Source organism: Bacillus sp. GW823-FHT06A10, assembly GCF_058795375.1.
On the sequence record NZ_JBXAHT010000001.1, the window covers coordinates 2,163,043 to 2,178,588 of the forward strand.

The 15,546-nt window shown below is 36.2% G+C and carries 15 protein-coding genes; 6 read left to right on the forward strand and 9 right to left on the reverse strand.

Annotated features, from left to right (window positions below; all coding sequences use genetic code 11):
• Positions 1 to 8: 8 nt before the first annotated feature.
• Entirely contained in the window at positions 9 to 1,055 is a 1,047-nt protein-coding gene (locus AC1Q8M_RS11050) for a DUF2332 domain-containing protein (RefSeq protein ID WP_000337433.1), read from the reverse strand.
• Between the two features lie 380 nt (positions 1,056 to 1,435).
• Between AC1Q8M_RS11050 and AC1Q8M_RS11055 the strand changes: the two genes are divergently transcribed.
• Positions 1,436 to 2,938, forward strand: coding sequence for a malate:quinone oxidoreductase (locus AC1Q8M_RS11055; protein WP_000069145.1), 1,503 nt, complete (start codon positions 1,436 to 1,438; stop codon positions 2,936 to 2,938).
• Positions 2,939 to 2,985: 47 nt separating this feature from the next.
• Here AC1Q8M_RS11055 and lsrB read toward each other — a convergent pair whose 3' ends face one another.
• The 4 genes from lsrB to AC1Q8M_RS11075 are packed head-to-tail and all read right to left on the reverse strand — an operon-like array spanning position 2,986 to position 7,443.
• On the reverse strand, positions 2,986 to 4,029 hold the full coding sequence (gene lsrB, locus AC1Q8M_RS11060) for an autoinducer 2 ABC transporter substrate-binding protein LsrB (protein ID WP_000823651.1): 1,044 nt from the start codon (positions 4,027 to 4,029) through the stop codon (positions 2,986 to 2,988).
• Positions 4,026 to 5,015 (reverse strand): ABC transporter permease, encoded by a 990-nt coding sequence (locus tag AC1Q8M_RS11065; RefSeq protein WP_000878499.1) that lies wholly within the window; start codon positions 5,013 to 5,015, stop codon positions 4,026 to 4,028. Before AC1Q8M_RS11065 ends, lsrB begins: the two co-directional genes overlap by 4 nt.
• Positions 5,012 to 5,965 (reverse strand): ABC transporter permease subunit, encoded by a 954-nt coding sequence (locus AC1Q8M_RS11070; RefSeq protein WP_098366105.1) that lies wholly within the window; start codon positions 5,963 to 5,965, stop codon positions 5,012 to 5,014. Before AC1Q8M_RS11070 ends, AC1Q8M_RS11065 begins: the two co-directional genes overlap by 4 nt.
• Positions 5,962 to 7,443, reverse strand: coding sequence for a sugar ABC transporter ATP-binding protein (locus AC1Q8M_RS11075; RefSeq protein ID WP_000432626.1), 1,482 nt, complete (start codon positions 7,441 to 7,443; stop codon positions 5,962 to 5,964). Before AC1Q8M_RS11075 ends, AC1Q8M_RS11070 begins: the two co-directional genes overlap by 4 nt.
• Before the next feature lie 179 nt (positions 7,444 to 7,622).
• Here AC1Q8M_RS11075 and AC1Q8M_RS11080 point away from each other — a divergent pair, with 179 nt between their 5' ends.
• The 5 genes from AC1Q8M_RS11080 to AC1Q8M_RS11100 all read left to right on the forward strand — a co-directional run bounded on the left by AC1Q8M_RS11080 (position 7,623) and on the right by AC1Q8M_RS11100 (position 11,984).
• Positions 7,623 to 8,573 carry a sugar-binding transcriptional regulator gene (locus AC1Q8M_RS11080; protein WP_140337052.1) on the forward strand — a complete coding sequence of 317 codons (951 nt, stop codon included), beginning with the start codon at positions 7,623 to 7,625 and terminating at the stop codon, positions 8,571 to 8,573.
• Positions 8,573 to 10,135, forward strand: coding sequence for an autoinducer-2 kinase (lsrK, locus tag AC1Q8M_RS11085; RefSeq protein ID WP_000105703.1), 1,563 nt, complete (start codon positions 8,573 to 8,575; stop codon positions 10,133 to 10,135). The genes AC1Q8M_RS11080 and lsrK overlap by 1 nt, the downstream gene beginning before the upstream one ends.
• Positions 10,136 to 10,161: 26 nt before the next feature.
• Positions 10,162 to 10,524, forward strand: a complete 363-nt coding sequence (locus AC1Q8M_RS11090; RefSeq protein ID WP_000909986.1) for a cupin domain-containing protein — start codon at positions 10,162 to 10,164, stop codon at positions 10,522 to 10,524.
• 6 nt (positions 10,525 to 10,530) lie between these two features.
• Entirely contained in the window at positions 10,531 to 11,313 is a 783-nt protein-coding gene (gene lsrF, locus AC1Q8M_RS11095) for a 3-hydroxy-5-phosphonooxypentane-2,4-dione thiolase (protein WP_086387457.1), read from the forward strand.
• 65 nt (positions 11,314 to 11,378) lie between these two features.
• Complete coding sequence (locus AC1Q8M_RS11100; RefSeq protein ID WP_001253822.1) at positions 11,379 to 11,984, forward strand: hypothetical protein; 606 nt, start codon at positions 11,379 to 11,381, stop codon at positions 11,982 to 11,984.
• A 104-nt stretch (positions 11,985 to 12,088) separates the two neighbouring features.
• Here the strand turns inward: AC1Q8M_RS11100 and AC1Q8M_RS11105 are convergent, their stop codons facing one another.
• From AC1Q8M_RS11105 to AC1Q8M_RS11120, 4 genes are all read right to left on the reverse strand, one after another.
• Entirely contained in the window at positions 12,089 to 12,508 is a 420-nt protein-coding gene (locus AC1Q8M_RS11105; protein WP_000773089.1) for a VOC family protein, read from the reverse strand.
• 234 nt (positions 12,509 to 12,742) lie between these two features.
• On the reverse strand, positions 12,743 to 13,069 hold the full coding sequence (gene hmoA / locus AC1Q8M_RS11110; protein ID WP_000469498.1) for a heme-degrading monooxygenase HmoA: 327 nt from the start codon (positions 13,067 to 13,069) through the stop codon (positions 12,743 to 12,745).
• Positions 13,070 to 13,165: 96 nt separating this feature from the next.
• On the reverse strand, positions 13,166 to 14,380 hold the full coding sequence (locus AC1Q8M_RS11115) for an MFS transporter (protein WP_098855442.1): 1,215 nt from the start codon (positions 14,378 to 14,380) through the stop codon (positions 13,166 to 13,168).
• 57 nt (positions 14,381 to 14,437) lie between these two features.
• Positions 14,438 to 15,481, reverse strand: a complete 1,044-nt coding sequence (locus AC1Q8M_RS11120) for an ArsR/SmtB family transcription factor (RefSeq protein WP_492334145.1) — start codon at positions 15,479 to 15,481, stop codon at positions 14,438 to 14,440.
• Between the last annotated feature and the right edge of the window lie 65 nt (positions 15,482 to 15,546).

Here is a 15,546-nt window from a genome sequence, read left to right on the forward strand (position 1 = left end):
CTATTAATCTAAATAAGCGTCTCATTTCCAATCTTCCAGCTAAACCATTTCCCGTGTCCTTCTGTTTCTCCAACCGTTTCACGATATTCGTTTCCGTTAATATAATAATCAATATGAAGGTCACGATCCCACATGTTGTTATACAGGTGGAATACATCACGTTTTGCGCCGATTTCTTGTATTTGTTTTTCTAATTTATGTTTAACTTGTTCTGGTATTTGATTTGCGACGTGTGTATGGAAAATACAAATAACAGCTTCTTCACTTATTTGTTCAATAATAGATGATAATAGCTCTACACCGTCTCCTTCTATTAATTGGACAGATTCATTTTTCACTAAAGATGCAGCTTGATCAAACATCTCAAGCCTTTCTTTATGTTCTGGCCAAATTAAAGCACGTAACCATAAATAATCTTCCTCATTATGTAAATCATTCACATGTAAGTCCAGTCCGATTCTTTCTACGACAGATGGGCTTTCTTTTAGAAAATGCGGTACATTCTCCCCTCTTATTTCAGAAGTTACATGCACATTTGAATTTATATTTCCGTACATTTCATCCGTCCCGTACGAATAACGATATTGGTCCCAGAACAGTTGCAACCCAGAACTTGTCCCAATTTCAATTAACGCTAACGGCTTCTTCACTTTGTTAAATATGTAGCAGAAACTTGGGTATAAATATGCGCACCGTCTTACTTCATTCGTTTGAACGAGTTTCGTTTGTAACAATGTAATGATTTCTTCTCGGTACTCTTTACAGAAATCTTTAAAATGCTCAAAAGCTTTATCTAAATTTGTATCGGCATTTTCAACTAAACTACTATAATACGTTTTTAAATGATGTTCTTTCCCTGCTAACAATAAATAATGTACTGCACCTAATAGTAAGTTTGGGACTGGTTGACCTACCTGAGCATAGGACGATAGTGTAAGTACTTCCTCATCTTCAGCAATTTTCATTGATAAATATTCATATAAATCACTTGACCCTTTACATTCCTTTATTGAAAAGTTTCGAAATAAGTTTGAAATTTGTTCTTTTGTACACATTAGAGTCCCTCCTTTTTATTTTTCAGAATAATCTTACCATTACAGAAAGAATAATCCCATAAAAAGGTACTCGATTTAGTCACTTAAGGATACGTAAGCTTTTTCGAGATAATTTCAAACTGTAATTTTTTTCTATTTATCACCTTAAAAGAGCTTGTTAAATAAGATTTTTAGCGAATAAAACGTTAAATAGTTTAAAATTATCAGATAACACTAGATATTTTAGTCTATTAATTATTATAATAGAGTATGAGATGGTTATATAATTGAGACAAAAAAGGTATACACCTAGGTGGGGCCTAGGCGGTGTTTCTCTTTTACGGCTTAGACATAGAAAACACCTACACTTTTTTGCCAATATAGGGGATGGAGAGATTATCATGAGCAACATGCAGCAAAAAACAGACGTTATCTTAATTGGTGCAGGAATTATGAGTGCAACGTTAGGCTCATTACTAAAAGAATTAGCACCAGAATGGGAAATTAAAGTTTTTGAAAAACTCGCAAGTGCCGGGGAAGAAAGCTCTAACGAATGGAATAATGCAGGTACAGGGCATTCTGCGCTATGCGAACTGAACTATACTTCCGAAAAACCTGACGGATCTATAGATATTAGTAAGGCTGTAAAAGTGAATGAGCAATTCCAGCTTTCAAGACAATTTTGGGCATATCTTGTAAAGAGCAAATTAATTCGTAATCCACAAGATTTTATTATGCCACTACCTCATATGAGTTTAGTACAAGGGGAAAGAAATGTTGAGTTTCTAAAAAACCGTTTTGAAGCGCTTTCAAAAAATCCACTGTTTCAAGGAATGGAATTTTCTGATGCTCCTGAAACATTAAAAAAATGGCTTCCACTCATTATGGAAGGCCGCACATCTAATGAACCGATGGCGGCAACGAAGATTGACTCTGGAACAGATGTTAACTTCGGTGCATTAACACGTATGTTGTTTGATTACTTAAAAACAAAAAATGTCGAGCTAAACTACAAGCATAGTGTCGAAAATATTAAGCGCACGAAAAATGGTTTGTGGGAAGTAAAAGTACACGATATGAATAGTGGTAAAATTGAGCATCATACTGCTAAATTCGTCTTTATTGGCGGCGGTGGCGGTAGTCTACCTCTACTTCAAAAGACTGGTATCCCTGAATCAAAGCATATCGGTGGCTTCCCAGTAAGTGGACTATTTATGGTATGTAAAAACCAAAAAGTTGTAGAGCAGCATCATGCGAAAGTGTACGGTAAAGCTAAAGTTGGCGCTCCGCCAATGTCTGTACCTCATCTAGATACGAGATATATAGACAATAAAAAAGCTTTACTGTTTGGACCATTCGCAGGCTTCTCACCTAAATTCTTAAAAACTGGCTCAAATCTTGACTTAATCGGTTCTGTAAAACCGAATAATGTCTTAACGATGTTAGCCGCTGGTGTAAAAGAAATGGGACTTACAAAATACTTAATTCAGCAAGTTATGTTATCACATGAAAAACGTATGGAAGAATTACGCGAATTCATTCCGAACGCGAAAAGTGAAGATTGGGATATTGTAGTTGCTGGACAACGTGTACAAGTAATTAAAGATACTGATGCTGGCGGTAAAGGAACACTTCAATTTGGTACAGAAGTAGTAAGTGCAGCTGACGGCTCAATCGCCGCATTACTAGGCGCATCACCAGGTGCTTCTACTGCTGTTCACGTCATGCTTGAAGTATTAGAAAAATGTTTCCCAAGCCGCATGGTAGAATGGGAAGAAAAAATAAAAGAAATGATTCCTTCATACGGCATTTCACTAACTGAAAATCCAAGATTGTTCCAAGATCTTCACACTTCGACTGGTCGTACACTTGGATTAAACGAAAAAGAAACTGTTCATAATTAATGAAGAAATAAAAAAACGTCCGATATATTTGGACGTTTTTTTGTCTACTAAAAATTATACTTATCAATATTATCTTTCGTAAATACAACTCGTTCTGGCAATACGATAATTCCGTTTCCTTCTGCCTCATAATCATATCCTTGAATGGAGTTTGGCTCTACTTTCACTTTTCCGATTCCTTTTACTTCAAAGCTATCCCCTACTTTTAACTTCTTTCCTTTTACAACAATTTCATTTGCTACATAAGTTGCCAACGCACCTTGCTGTTTGACATCCCATAAACCAAATTGTGCTACTGTTCCTCGTTTTACGTAATCACGCATAACGTTTGGTGTAGAGAAGCCAGTTACGACAACCTTTTTATCCATTTTTAAATTTTCAGCTGCTTGTGCCATTGCCGGAAGTGCCGTTGCATCTGGACAAATGACTGCATTAATATCAGGATACGTTTTTAAAATATTCTCTCCTACTGACAAAGACTTTTGCGCATTATTTTCACCATACTGCGTCGTTACAATTTCCCAGTTCGGATATTTCTTTTTAATAATTTCTTTCGCTTTCGTTACCCATTGGTTTTGATCCGTTACTGTTGGACTAGAATAAAAGAACGCTACTTTCCCTTTATCTCCAATTTGCTTGGAAGTCATTTCAATTAATAAGTTAGCAAGTTGGTCTGGTGTCCCTTGACTTATATAAAAAGAACGGTCTTTCGGATTCACATCAGAATCCCACGTTAAGACAGTCATTCCTTTTTTCTTAGCACGTTGCAATGATTGCGATAAACCATCAACTGATGTAGAGGAAACCATAAGTGCATCATAATTTTGGTTAATAAAATTATTTATATACTTTACTTGCCCTGATACACTCGCTTCAGACGGCCCATCATATTTCACTTGTACGCCTAGCTTATCTCCCATCTCCTTTGCTCCTTCACCGCCCGATGTAAAGAAGCCAACTCCAGTTAATTTCGGGATAAATGCAAATTTCACATCATCCGCTTTTTTCTTATCTGCCGTTTGACTGGAACAAGCGATTAAACCTATTAAACAAATACATACAATCAATACAATCCCTAGTTTTCTCTTCATGACATTTCCCCCTTATGCAAATTCTTTCTTTTCTCCGGTATGAATTGATGTAATTTGAAATGTCTCATAATAACTGAAAGAATTAGAATCATACCAATTACTACGTTGGATTGTTCATTTGTTAAACCCGTCATTTGCAAACCATACTGCATGAGCCCAATAAAAATACTCGCTAGTACAGTACCGAAAATACTTCCTTTTCCGCCTGTAATAAGTGTCCCGCCTAATACGACTGCTGTAATGATTGGTAAAATTGTTTCATTTCCCATATCAGCACGTGCGGAACCAAAATATGCGGTTAAGAAAGCACCTCCTAATCCACCTCCTAACCCAGAAAGTATGTAAGCGATAATGACTACTTTTTTCGTTTTAATCCCGGTGTATTTTGCTGTATTTTCGTTCGCACCTGTTAATTTTACATGGCGCCCGTATATAGTTCGGTGAAATAATACAGTATATAAAACTGTTAATACGATCAGTAGCCATAATAAATTCGGTATTCCTATAAAACTACCGTTTGCCAGTTGTACAAATGTGTCAGGTAAACCGCTTATTCCTTCATACCCAGAAGCACCTGCTCCTCCTGAAATGACGAGTGCAATTCCTCCATATAAAAACATCGTTCCGAGTGTAACGACGAGTGGTTCTACATCTGTCATTTTTATAATGAGTCCGTTTAAAGCGCCTGCTAAACAACTAATTATTAGGGCGATTATGACAGCAAACAAAATAGGTATTCCGTTCATCCAAAGTACACCAATCAAGATCGAAGTGAGCCCCATTATTGATCCGACCGATACATCAATTCCTCCTGTTACAATAACGAAAGTCATTGGTATCGCCGCAATTGCGATAAATAGGAAATCATTTGTACTAAAAAGGAGATTACTAATATTTAAGAAATCACTATTTATAAAACTAAAAAGGATGAATTCTATAAGAAGTAATACAATTAGAACCCCTTCCCATCTATATACATACTTCATAGATTTATCCTCCTTTCTGCCTTCCACTTTTTCATAACACTATCTAATATGATGATAAGTAATAATAAAAAACCTGAAATAGCATTATTCCAAAATGCTGGTATTTTTAAAAAGACGAGTGAGCTACTTATTGTTTCTAAAAATAACGCTCCTAATGCAGCTCCAAATAAAGATCCTGTTCCTCCTTTTAAATGAATTCCTCCTAGTACAGCGGCTGCGATTACTTGTAATTCTAATCCTGTACCTGTTTGATTTGGGACGAACCCGATATTCATAACAAATATGCAACCAGCGAGCGCAGCGCTTATGCCTGAAATCATAAACGCATATATCTTCACTTTATTAACAGGTATACCAATAAGCCTCGCGCCATCTTCATTATCACCTATCGCATAAAAGTATCTTCCCAATGGCACTTTTCTTAAAAAGAAGTATAGTAGTAGTAAAATAATAAAAACGAACCATACAGTTATAGGTAAACCAAGAATGATGATAGATGACAGCTGCTTAAAATCGTTTGGAATATCTTCAATCCACTTCCCGCCTGTGAAAATTAACATTGCACCTCTAATAATTCCTAACATGCCTAATGTCATAATAATGGCTGGTACCCGAAACTTCGCAACTCCAATACCATTTACGAAACCGATAATGGCCCCAAGTATAATAGCTACAAATATCGACAAGAATGCACTATCCCCATTCGTTAACATCATTCCGCAAACTGCTGCACTTAACCCCATGCTTGAACCAACTGATACATCTATATTTTTCGTAAATAAGACGAACGATTGACCGATTGCTAGCACGACTAAAATAACGCTTGATTTCATCAGTAAAGATAACGAGTTAAATTGAATAAAACTAGGGTTTATCATTCCTACAATAGCTATATAAATTAGTAGTAACAGTATGATAGACGTTTCATGCATTTTTAACATATGTTTCATTCCGCTACACCTCCGTATGCAAGGCGTGTAACTTCATTCACACTCAGTTGTTCTTTTTCCATATGAGAAACAAATCGCCCATTTCTCATTACATATACACGGTTTACTAATTGGACAATTTCTTCAACATCTGAAGAGATTAATAAAATTGCGAGTCCTTCCCTTTTCATTTTTTTTATCGTCTCATACACTTCAAGCCTTGCTTTCGCATCAATTCCGCGAGTCGGCTCATCAAGAATAATAATTTTAGGATTACATGCAAGATACTTCGCAAGCACGACCTTCTGCTGATTACCTCCTGATAAAGATGCCAGTTCTTTATTCATATTCTGTACAACAATTCGGAACTGTTCTATAAACGAATTAACTAAAGCGCTTTCTTTTTCTTGATTTATAAAAAAGCGATTATTTTGATATAAACTTGCTGCTGCAATATTTTCTTTAACAGAAGCAATTGAGAAAATTCCATTCCTCGCCCTATCCTCTGGCACATAAACTAGTCCTTCGTCTAGCCTTTTATGCAAAGAACACGTATCAATTGATTTTCCACCCAATAAGATAGACCCTGATTTTATAGTTTTCAATCCAAATATCGCTTCTGCTAATTCCGTTCTGCCAGATCCTATAATGCCAGCAACACCTACAACCTCACCCGCATGTACAGTGAATGATATATTTTCGAATCCGTGACCATTTATATCAACCACTTCTAATATTTTTTTCGTCTTTGCTGTCTCTTGAACTACTTCTATTTTCTCTTTCTGTTTATATCCTTTTGGCAATAGTCCTTCCATCAGCATGTCATATGTATAGTCACATACATCACCTTGGCTTACAACCATTCCATCACGTAGTATTGCTACTTTGTTTGCAATTTCAAAGATTTCTGGAAAACGATGCGTAATATAAATCATCCCAATTCCTTTTTCTTGCAAGCTTTTCATCAGCACAAAAAGACTCTTAATTTCATGAGTTGTTAATGTCGATGTTGGCTCATCTAAAATAAGAATCTCAGCGTCTCGTATTAATCCTCTAATGATTTCTACTAACTGTTGCTGCGCAATGGATAACGATCCTCCCTGTTCATTAAGGTCAATATCCCAACTTAAACTGTTAATTAATTGCTGAACTTTTACTTTTAGTTTCTTTCTATTCCCCTCTAATCCAATACATATATTTTCTTCAATGGTCATATGAGGAAAAATGAGCGGTTCTTGTGGTATTAAATAAATCCCTTCTTGGTGTGCTTCTTTTGGATTTGCAAACTGCTGTCTCTTTCCTTTCACATACATTTCTCCACTATCATACGAATATAACCCCGTTAATATTTTCATTAATGTCGATTTCCCGGCGCCATTTCCACCAACTAAAGCGTATATATCACCATGCTCTACTTGTAAGTTCACTTCCTTTAGCACAAGTTGATTCGAAAACGCCTTACTCATTTTCTTCACTTGTAATAAGGGCACATTCTCCACATGATGTCACCTGCCTTTACCCAGAACATTTTTTGAGAAAATGATTATTTGTTCTACTTGTTTTGTAGCATTGTATATTCCTTTTTTCATATCTAGAACACTTTTTTCAATGTACTATTAATCGTTTCAACTGGAATAAACAAAATATGTGACACATATGTTTAAGCATTGGTCAATTGTTGAAAGGGATGAAGAGTATGTCACAGCTGAACTTTGAAGAAAATTTATTAACTAAAGTAGCCTGGTACTATTATAAAGATCAATTAACACAACAAGAGATTGCTTCACTTCTTCATATTTCAAGAAATAAAGTCGTCCGGTTATTAGATAAGGCACGCAGTGAAGGTATCGTTACATTTCACGTAAAAGGAACCGGTTTGCATTGCTTGAGCATTGAACGTGACTTAATGAAAAAGTTCCACTTAAAAGATACTTTCATTATCCCTACTCCAATAAACAATTATGCTACTTCTCTCGGAAAAGCCGCTGCACAATATTTAGAGACTCATCTCCAACAAGGTGATTTACTCGGCATCGGCTGGGGTGAAACGATAAGTAAAATGCTAGAAAACATTCATTTTGAAAGTTCTATTAATCTTTCATTCGTAACGCTAACAGGCGGAGTAAACCACTATCTTTCAAGAAAACAAAACTATTTACACTACATGCAAGGTGATCTTCATATTATTCCTACTCCTTTTCTAGCATCTTCTACTGAAATGGCACGAAGTATTTTATCAGAACCAAGTGTGAAAGATATGCTTCATGTCGCTTCACTTGCACATACAGCAGTTGTCGGTATTGGCGGGTTATCTCAAGACGCTACAATTGTAAAAGAAGAAAAATTAACGCTACGTGAAATGACATATATTCGAAGTCAAAACGGGGCGGGCGATATTTTAGGACAGTTTTATAATACGAATGGTGAGTTATTAGAGCTCTCGCATCATAATCGTCTAATTGGCACACCACTTATGATTCTTCGCAACATGAAGCATGTCATTGGTGTGGCTGGAGGTACACAAAAGATAGATGCCATTTATGGGGCTTTAAAAGGGAAATTTATTCATACATTAATTACTGATGAAGAAACTGCGCTCTCCTTATTAAGAAAGGAAGGTGATTCTTAATGTCTACTTTATTAGCTTTCGATGCTGGTACAGGAAGCATTCGAGCTGTTCTTTTTGATTTACATGGCAATCAAATTGCAGTAAGCCAAAAGGAATGGGTTCATAAAACTGATCCTCGTTACCCCGGTTCTATGAATTTTGATGTAAAAGAAAACTGGCAACTTGTACAACAGTGTACGAAAGAAGTTCTGCAAAAAAGTAATATACTTCCCTCTTCTATTCAAGCTATTAGCGCTACAAGTATGCGAGAAGGTTTTGTTTTATATGATAAAAATGGGCAAGAAATATGGGCATGTGCAAATGTTGATGGCCGTGCATCCGCTGAAGTTAGTGAGCTAAAAGAAATCCGCTCACATCTTGAAGAAGATTTATACAGAAAATCTGGGCAAACTTTTTCATTGGGTGCTTTACCACGTCTACTTTGGATTAAAAAACATGAACCAGACGTCTACAACAATATTCACTCCTTTACGATGTTAAATGATTGGATTTTGTATAAATTAAGCGGCGTACTGCAAATCGATCCTTCCAACGGTTGTACGTCTGGAATCTTTGATTTACAAAATAGAAATTGGGATAACAATGTCGCTAAAGAGTGTGGTATATCTTTGCCATTTTCACCAAAAGTAAATGAAGCTGGCACTGTGATTGGTAATGTTACAAAAGAGTGTGCAGCACTAACTGGTTTACTTGAAGGAATTCCTGTCGTCGCTGGCGGCGGTGATGCTCAAATGGCAGCACTCGGGACTGGAGTCGTAAAACCAAATCAAACTTTAATATGCGGCGGCAGCTTTTGGCAACAGGAAGTGAATATTACAGAGTCAACAACGGATCCAAATGCGGAAATTCGAGTAAATTGTCACGTCGTTCCGAACCTTTGGCAATATGAAACGATTGCCTTTTTCCCTGGCCTCGTTATGCGTTGGTTTCGAGACGCTTTTTGCCAAGAAGAAAAAAAGCTCGCTGAAAAACTCGGTTTAGACGCTTATGAATTATTAGAAGAACAAGCGAAAGACGTACCTGTCGGTTCATATGGTATTATCCCTACTTTTTCAAACGTTATGAACTACATTTCTTGGCGTCATGCCGCACCTTCATTCTTAAATTTAAGTTTAGACGCTGACAAATGCGGAAAAAAAGAAATGTTCCGTGCTATTGAAGAAAATGCGGCCTTTGTTACACTTGGAAACTTAAAACTAATTGAAAATCTTACTGGTACATTCCCTTCTGAAGTCATTTTTGCTGGCGGTGCCGCTAAAGGGAAACTATGGCCACAAATTCTATCAGACGTACTCGGCATTCCTATAAAAGTACCCGTTGTGAAAGAAGCAGCTGCTTTAGGAACTGCAATTGCTGCTGGAGTTGGCGCTGGCATATATACATCTATGGAAGAGACTGCCGAACAATTTGTACAGTGGGAAAATATATTTGAACCAATCACTGAAAATCACGAGCTATACAAGGAATTCTATGAAACATGGAAAACCGTGTATAGCAGTCAGCTCGCTTTAGCTGATAAAGGACTTACAACACATATGTGGATTGCGCCAGGTGCACTGTAACTCATTTACATAAAGGAGTGAACTGTATGTTAAAAGCGAATGAAAATGATTTCTCCTATCGCTTCGGTGATAACGGGCCGAAATATTTAATACAAGGCCCGAATATTGATCTTGGTCTTGTTGTCATTCAGCCTGGGCAAGAGTTTCAAAATCATTACCATACAACGTGTGAAGAAGTTTTTTATGCGTTAGAAGGTGAAATAGACTTCTATGTAAATAACGAAAGAGTTCCAATTAAACAAGGTGATGTCCTGCAAGTTCGCCCTCATGAATCTCACTATCTAATTAACCATTCTGACAAACCTTTTAAAGCTGTTTTTATAAAGTCACCACATTTACCAAATAAAGATACGGTACAAACGGAAAATCCAACATTAACGAAGGAGTGATTTTGAATGACTTGGGGATTTAAAAATCGATTAAATACAATTTTACCTGATGGTAGAGCGGTTATGTTAGCAATAGATCACGGCTACTTTTTAGGGCCAATTCACGGGCTAGAACAACCACTTGAAACAGTTAAAAACTTACTTCCTTATACAGACTCCCTCTTTTTAACACGCGGTGTACTTAGCTCCTGCATTCCTGAAAACTGCAGCACACCGATGGTTATGCGTGTATCCGGTGGCGCTACTGTCGTCGGTAAAGATTTAGCGAATGAAACAATTGTTACACCTGTGAAGGAAGCAGTGAAGCAAAACGCAATTGGCGTTGGCGTTTCTGTTTTTGTCGGATCAGACTATGAAACACAAACTGTTACAAATCTCGCAAATGTAGTTTCTGAAGCTCATGATTACGGCCTACCAGTACTAGGCATTACCGCAGTCGCAAAGGAATTACAAAAACGTGAAGCTCGCTTTCTAGCACTTGCTTCCCGCGTATGTGTTGAAATGGGTGCTGATATTATTAAAACGTATTACTGCGAAGGATTCGAAAAAATAACGAGCACATGCCCTGCCCCAGTCGTCATCGCGGGCGGCCCAAAACTAGATTCAATTGAAGACGCATTAAACATTACGTACAATGCATTGCAAGAAGGAGCAATTGGAGTAGACATGGGCCGAAACATATGGCAATCCGAGCACCCAGCTGCGATGATCCAAGCAATACATGGCATTGTGAAAAATGGATTGAATGTGAAAGAGGCACTTGAACTTTATGATGATGTGAATAATTAATGTGAAAAGACAGACTATTTATTAGTCTGTCTTTTTTGTTAAAATAAAGTAAAGGAGGAATGATTATGCGAAGAATGACTTTCGAACGTCCTACCGATCATTACGATGAACGCTTATACTCTATTGATGAAAAAATTTGCGCCCTATTAAAAGAACGAAAAGAACTTTCAGGTGATGACCCAGGTTTTCCACATGATGAAGCGATTTATAAATGGGCTAAGCAATACGAATTTTATCCAGACTATCTAAACTCATTATTCTCTTCCATGATGGATGAAGAAGAATTTAAACCTCGCGTTGAACCAACTGGCTTCAAAAAACATGTACCTGTTTTTAAAACTTATGAACATAATGGCGTCATGTATACTGTAACTTTTATTCGGCAATATGCAAATGCTAGTGTAGTTTATTTATATAGCGATTGGGATTCCACGGATGAAGATTTTATTGAAAATAAGCCTCATAGTTTCTTCCAATTATCAATAGATGATACATACGATTGCTGGTCAGAAGGTGGTGGCGGCACCGATGGACATATGAATCATCAATTCGTTATATCTCCTGTCCTTCCTGATAATTTGTCTGGAATAAGCTTACGATTTAAAGAACTCAGTATGCCGTTTAGGAAAGATCAAGCTGTGCTTGAATTTGAAATTCAGATAGACAAATAAGGTGAGACTATAATCAATCCACAAATAGTAAGATAAATAAGGTAATAAAATAAACAAGCCCCTTTCCAAACTGGATAAGGGGCTAAATATACACCTTCAAATGATTACTCTTGGTGATTACTATTAAGCTTTGAAATTTTCTTACCTTCTCTATAATCAAGACAAGACACTTCAATTAATAAGCCATTAAATACTGTAAAATAAAAACCATAACTACTACCTCGCATCGAATAAGGTTCCTTATCTATTTCAATGCCGCCTGCTACTAAACGATTATACGCTTGATCCACTTCATTTGTAGTTTCCACTAAAAAACCAATATGAAAAGCTTCCGGATACGTAACTTCCTTATTCCCTTTAAATGCTTTTGGATCACTTAGCACAAGTATAAATCCACTCTCATCACTCATAACTACAAGTGCTTTCCCTTTTTGTTCCAAAAATTGAAAATCAAAAAATGTTTCAAAGAAATGTCTCGCTTCTGATAAGTCATCAACACATAAATTTAAATGATTCAGCTTCATGTACTCATCTCCTTTTAAACAGAAGGGATATAGACTCATTTTCATAACCCTTAAATATGTAAGGCAAGATATTCAAGCGTTCCATCTAAGACTATGCTTTATAAGTCTAATATTTTTTTCTATATCCTAGAACATTTTTTTAATGAATGAAAGATTTCCTATCATTTACATCCCCCCAGTAATAAAAAAGAGGATACATGATTGCTTCTACAACATGTATCCTCTGCTTGTATATTACGACTGTTGATAAGCCGATTTCGATGATTTCACATAATAAACTGCATGATCCACATTAATAATATGATCTGGCTTTGGTTTACCACGGCCCGCTCTATGTCCAGCTAAGTGTTCTTCACTTGTTTCCCAGTTTTTCCATGCTTCTTCAGATTCCCAGCGAATCATTACGACAACTTCTTCGTCGCCGCGTCTTACTTTTTTCACGAGAACACTTAAATCGATGAAGCCTTCAAATTTTTCAATAATACCTTCTCCAGTGAAACGTTCTACAACTATATTTGATGTACCTTCTTTTACTGTAAATGTTTTCGTTTCGATAAACATATATCCCACTCCCTCTTTGTTATACGAATACTAGTATTCTTCTATTATAATTGATTATGATAATTATTTTCAATTGTAAAGTTTTAATTTTTTGAATTATGCTGATTTCTTTTCTATCGCCTCATCTAAAAATTTGAAATATGGAAGTAACATCCCTATTAAAGATGTAACACATATAATTGCACCGATGATTACATATAGCACTCTTACTCCCCACATTTCACTCAATATTCCCCCTACTAACACCCCTAATGGCATAGCGGATCGTATAAAAAATAAACGCACTGAAAATACTTGTCCTATCATATTATTTGGGATGGTTTGTTGGCATATTGTCGTGTTATGAACATTGAAAAATGCAATACAAATCCCTGCTATTACTTCAATTATTATTGCAATGATAATACTATGATTGAATCCTAATGAAATGTATGTGAGTCCCCCTATAAACAATCCTCCGAGCATAAGTATACGCCGGCTTTTATATGTTACTTTTCCGACTAATACTGAGCCAATTACGTAGCCAAGTGGAAAACCTGCCATGAAATAACCGTACTCTGCATATCCCGCTGACAGCTCGTCTTTTATATATGGAAGATTTGTAACCATCGTTACCCCTACTCCAAACTGTACGAAAGTAAGAAATATACCGAGCCAAACGATGATTGGTTTTCTAAAAAAATATGTAAAACCTTGAAGAAATTGTTCTAACCACGTTTTCCGAATAGGTTGCAACGTTCTATTTTCTTTTATATAAAATAAGAAAGTGCCACTAACAAATAAACATATGCATACGAAAGATAATGTAAGTTCTGTTCCAATCAAATGAATGACTACTCCGCCTAATACTGGCGCAAGAAACATCATAAGGCGAGTCATCCCATCAATATACGCATTTGCATCTTGAAGTTGTTCTTTCCCTACAATGCTCGGTGTAATCGCTTGACTTGCAGGTGTATAAAGTGGTGTAATAAGTCCCACTACAATTTGAACAACATAAATGTGCCAAACTTCTATACTACCCGACACTAGCATCACCAAAGGTAATAAAAATATGGACGCTCGTATCCATTGTGAAAATATCATAATCCACTTCCGGCTCCATTTATCAATAAATGGGCCACTTATTAATTGCAATATGAGTGATGGGATGAAATATAATAGCCACATACTACTTAAAGCCATTTCCGATCCTGTTAATTCATATACTAGAATTGAATTACATAACGTTCCGAAAGCCCCTCCTAATTCTGAGATTGCACTACCAATCCACATAAAAAAGAAAGAACGACTTTTCAATACACTCTTCACTATAGCTCACCAACTTTTCTCTTAAATTCCTCCCTTTATGTACATTCTTGTTGCATATTATCTATTCAAAAACGCTTCTAATTCTTTTGCTAACGACTGTACTGCTTTCTTCCTTAATACATATTTTCCGTCATGTATATCAACTAACTTCGCTGCACGTAACAATTTCAAATGATGGTGTACTGTCGATTTACCAAGCTGCAATCTTTCCGTTATTTCCTGTAAAGTACGTTCTTTTTCAAACAACATTTTTACAATTCGCAATCTCGCTTCATCCCCAAGAGCCTTATGTTTTTGAACTAAAAAATAATTCGGTTCATACGAATCTTCAGGATGAATGCTTTCATTCGCAACTGGATAATGAAATACTTTCGTATCTTCAATATCTGCTTCAATATTCCACGGTCTGTACGTCATTTGCGGAATAAGAAGTACGTGATGAACACTTGGCTCTGGCATATAGTTCACTCCGCCAGTCGCCCATTCGACAAACTCTTCCGGCTTCATCTTTTTATTCATTTCATTTTTTGCTTCATAATCTCGTTTTAATATAGAAAGTATTTCTTCTTCCTCTTTCTTAATTACACTCTCATACCAACCTGTCATAACAGCAATTAAATGAGATTTCAGCACTTGGACATCAACATCACATATAAAACGAATATACGTAGAGAAAAACTGATGTTCTTGTGTCAGTTCCATTAGTTCATGTATTGCAGTTACGTTTCCACTTGCCGCTAAAGTTCTTTTTTCTTGGTACTTCTCTCCTAAAAACGGTAAACATATATACTTCAAACCTTCTTCTGAAAGTAAATCAATTTTAAAATTAAACTGCGATAAATCTTGAAAATCCTCTTCATACAATAACTGAAGCAATGCTTTCCACGTATTATGTTCTTCTATAAACTGTAAGTGTTCTTCCATCTCATCTGTTAATGATTGTCTAATTCCTTTCCATTCACTTTCAGTCTTTTCAAGAGTATCAATTAACCTTTTATGAGTAATTGCTGCAATGCCAAGTGCACATTCGAAAAGTATCGAATATTTCACCTGAACGTTGTATGTTTCCCTCTTTTTACTCTTTATGTGATAGACCTCCATTTTTATCCCCTCCTTGTTTGCTATGTATTAAATTCTATCTTTATCGAATTTTACCTTCTATTCTT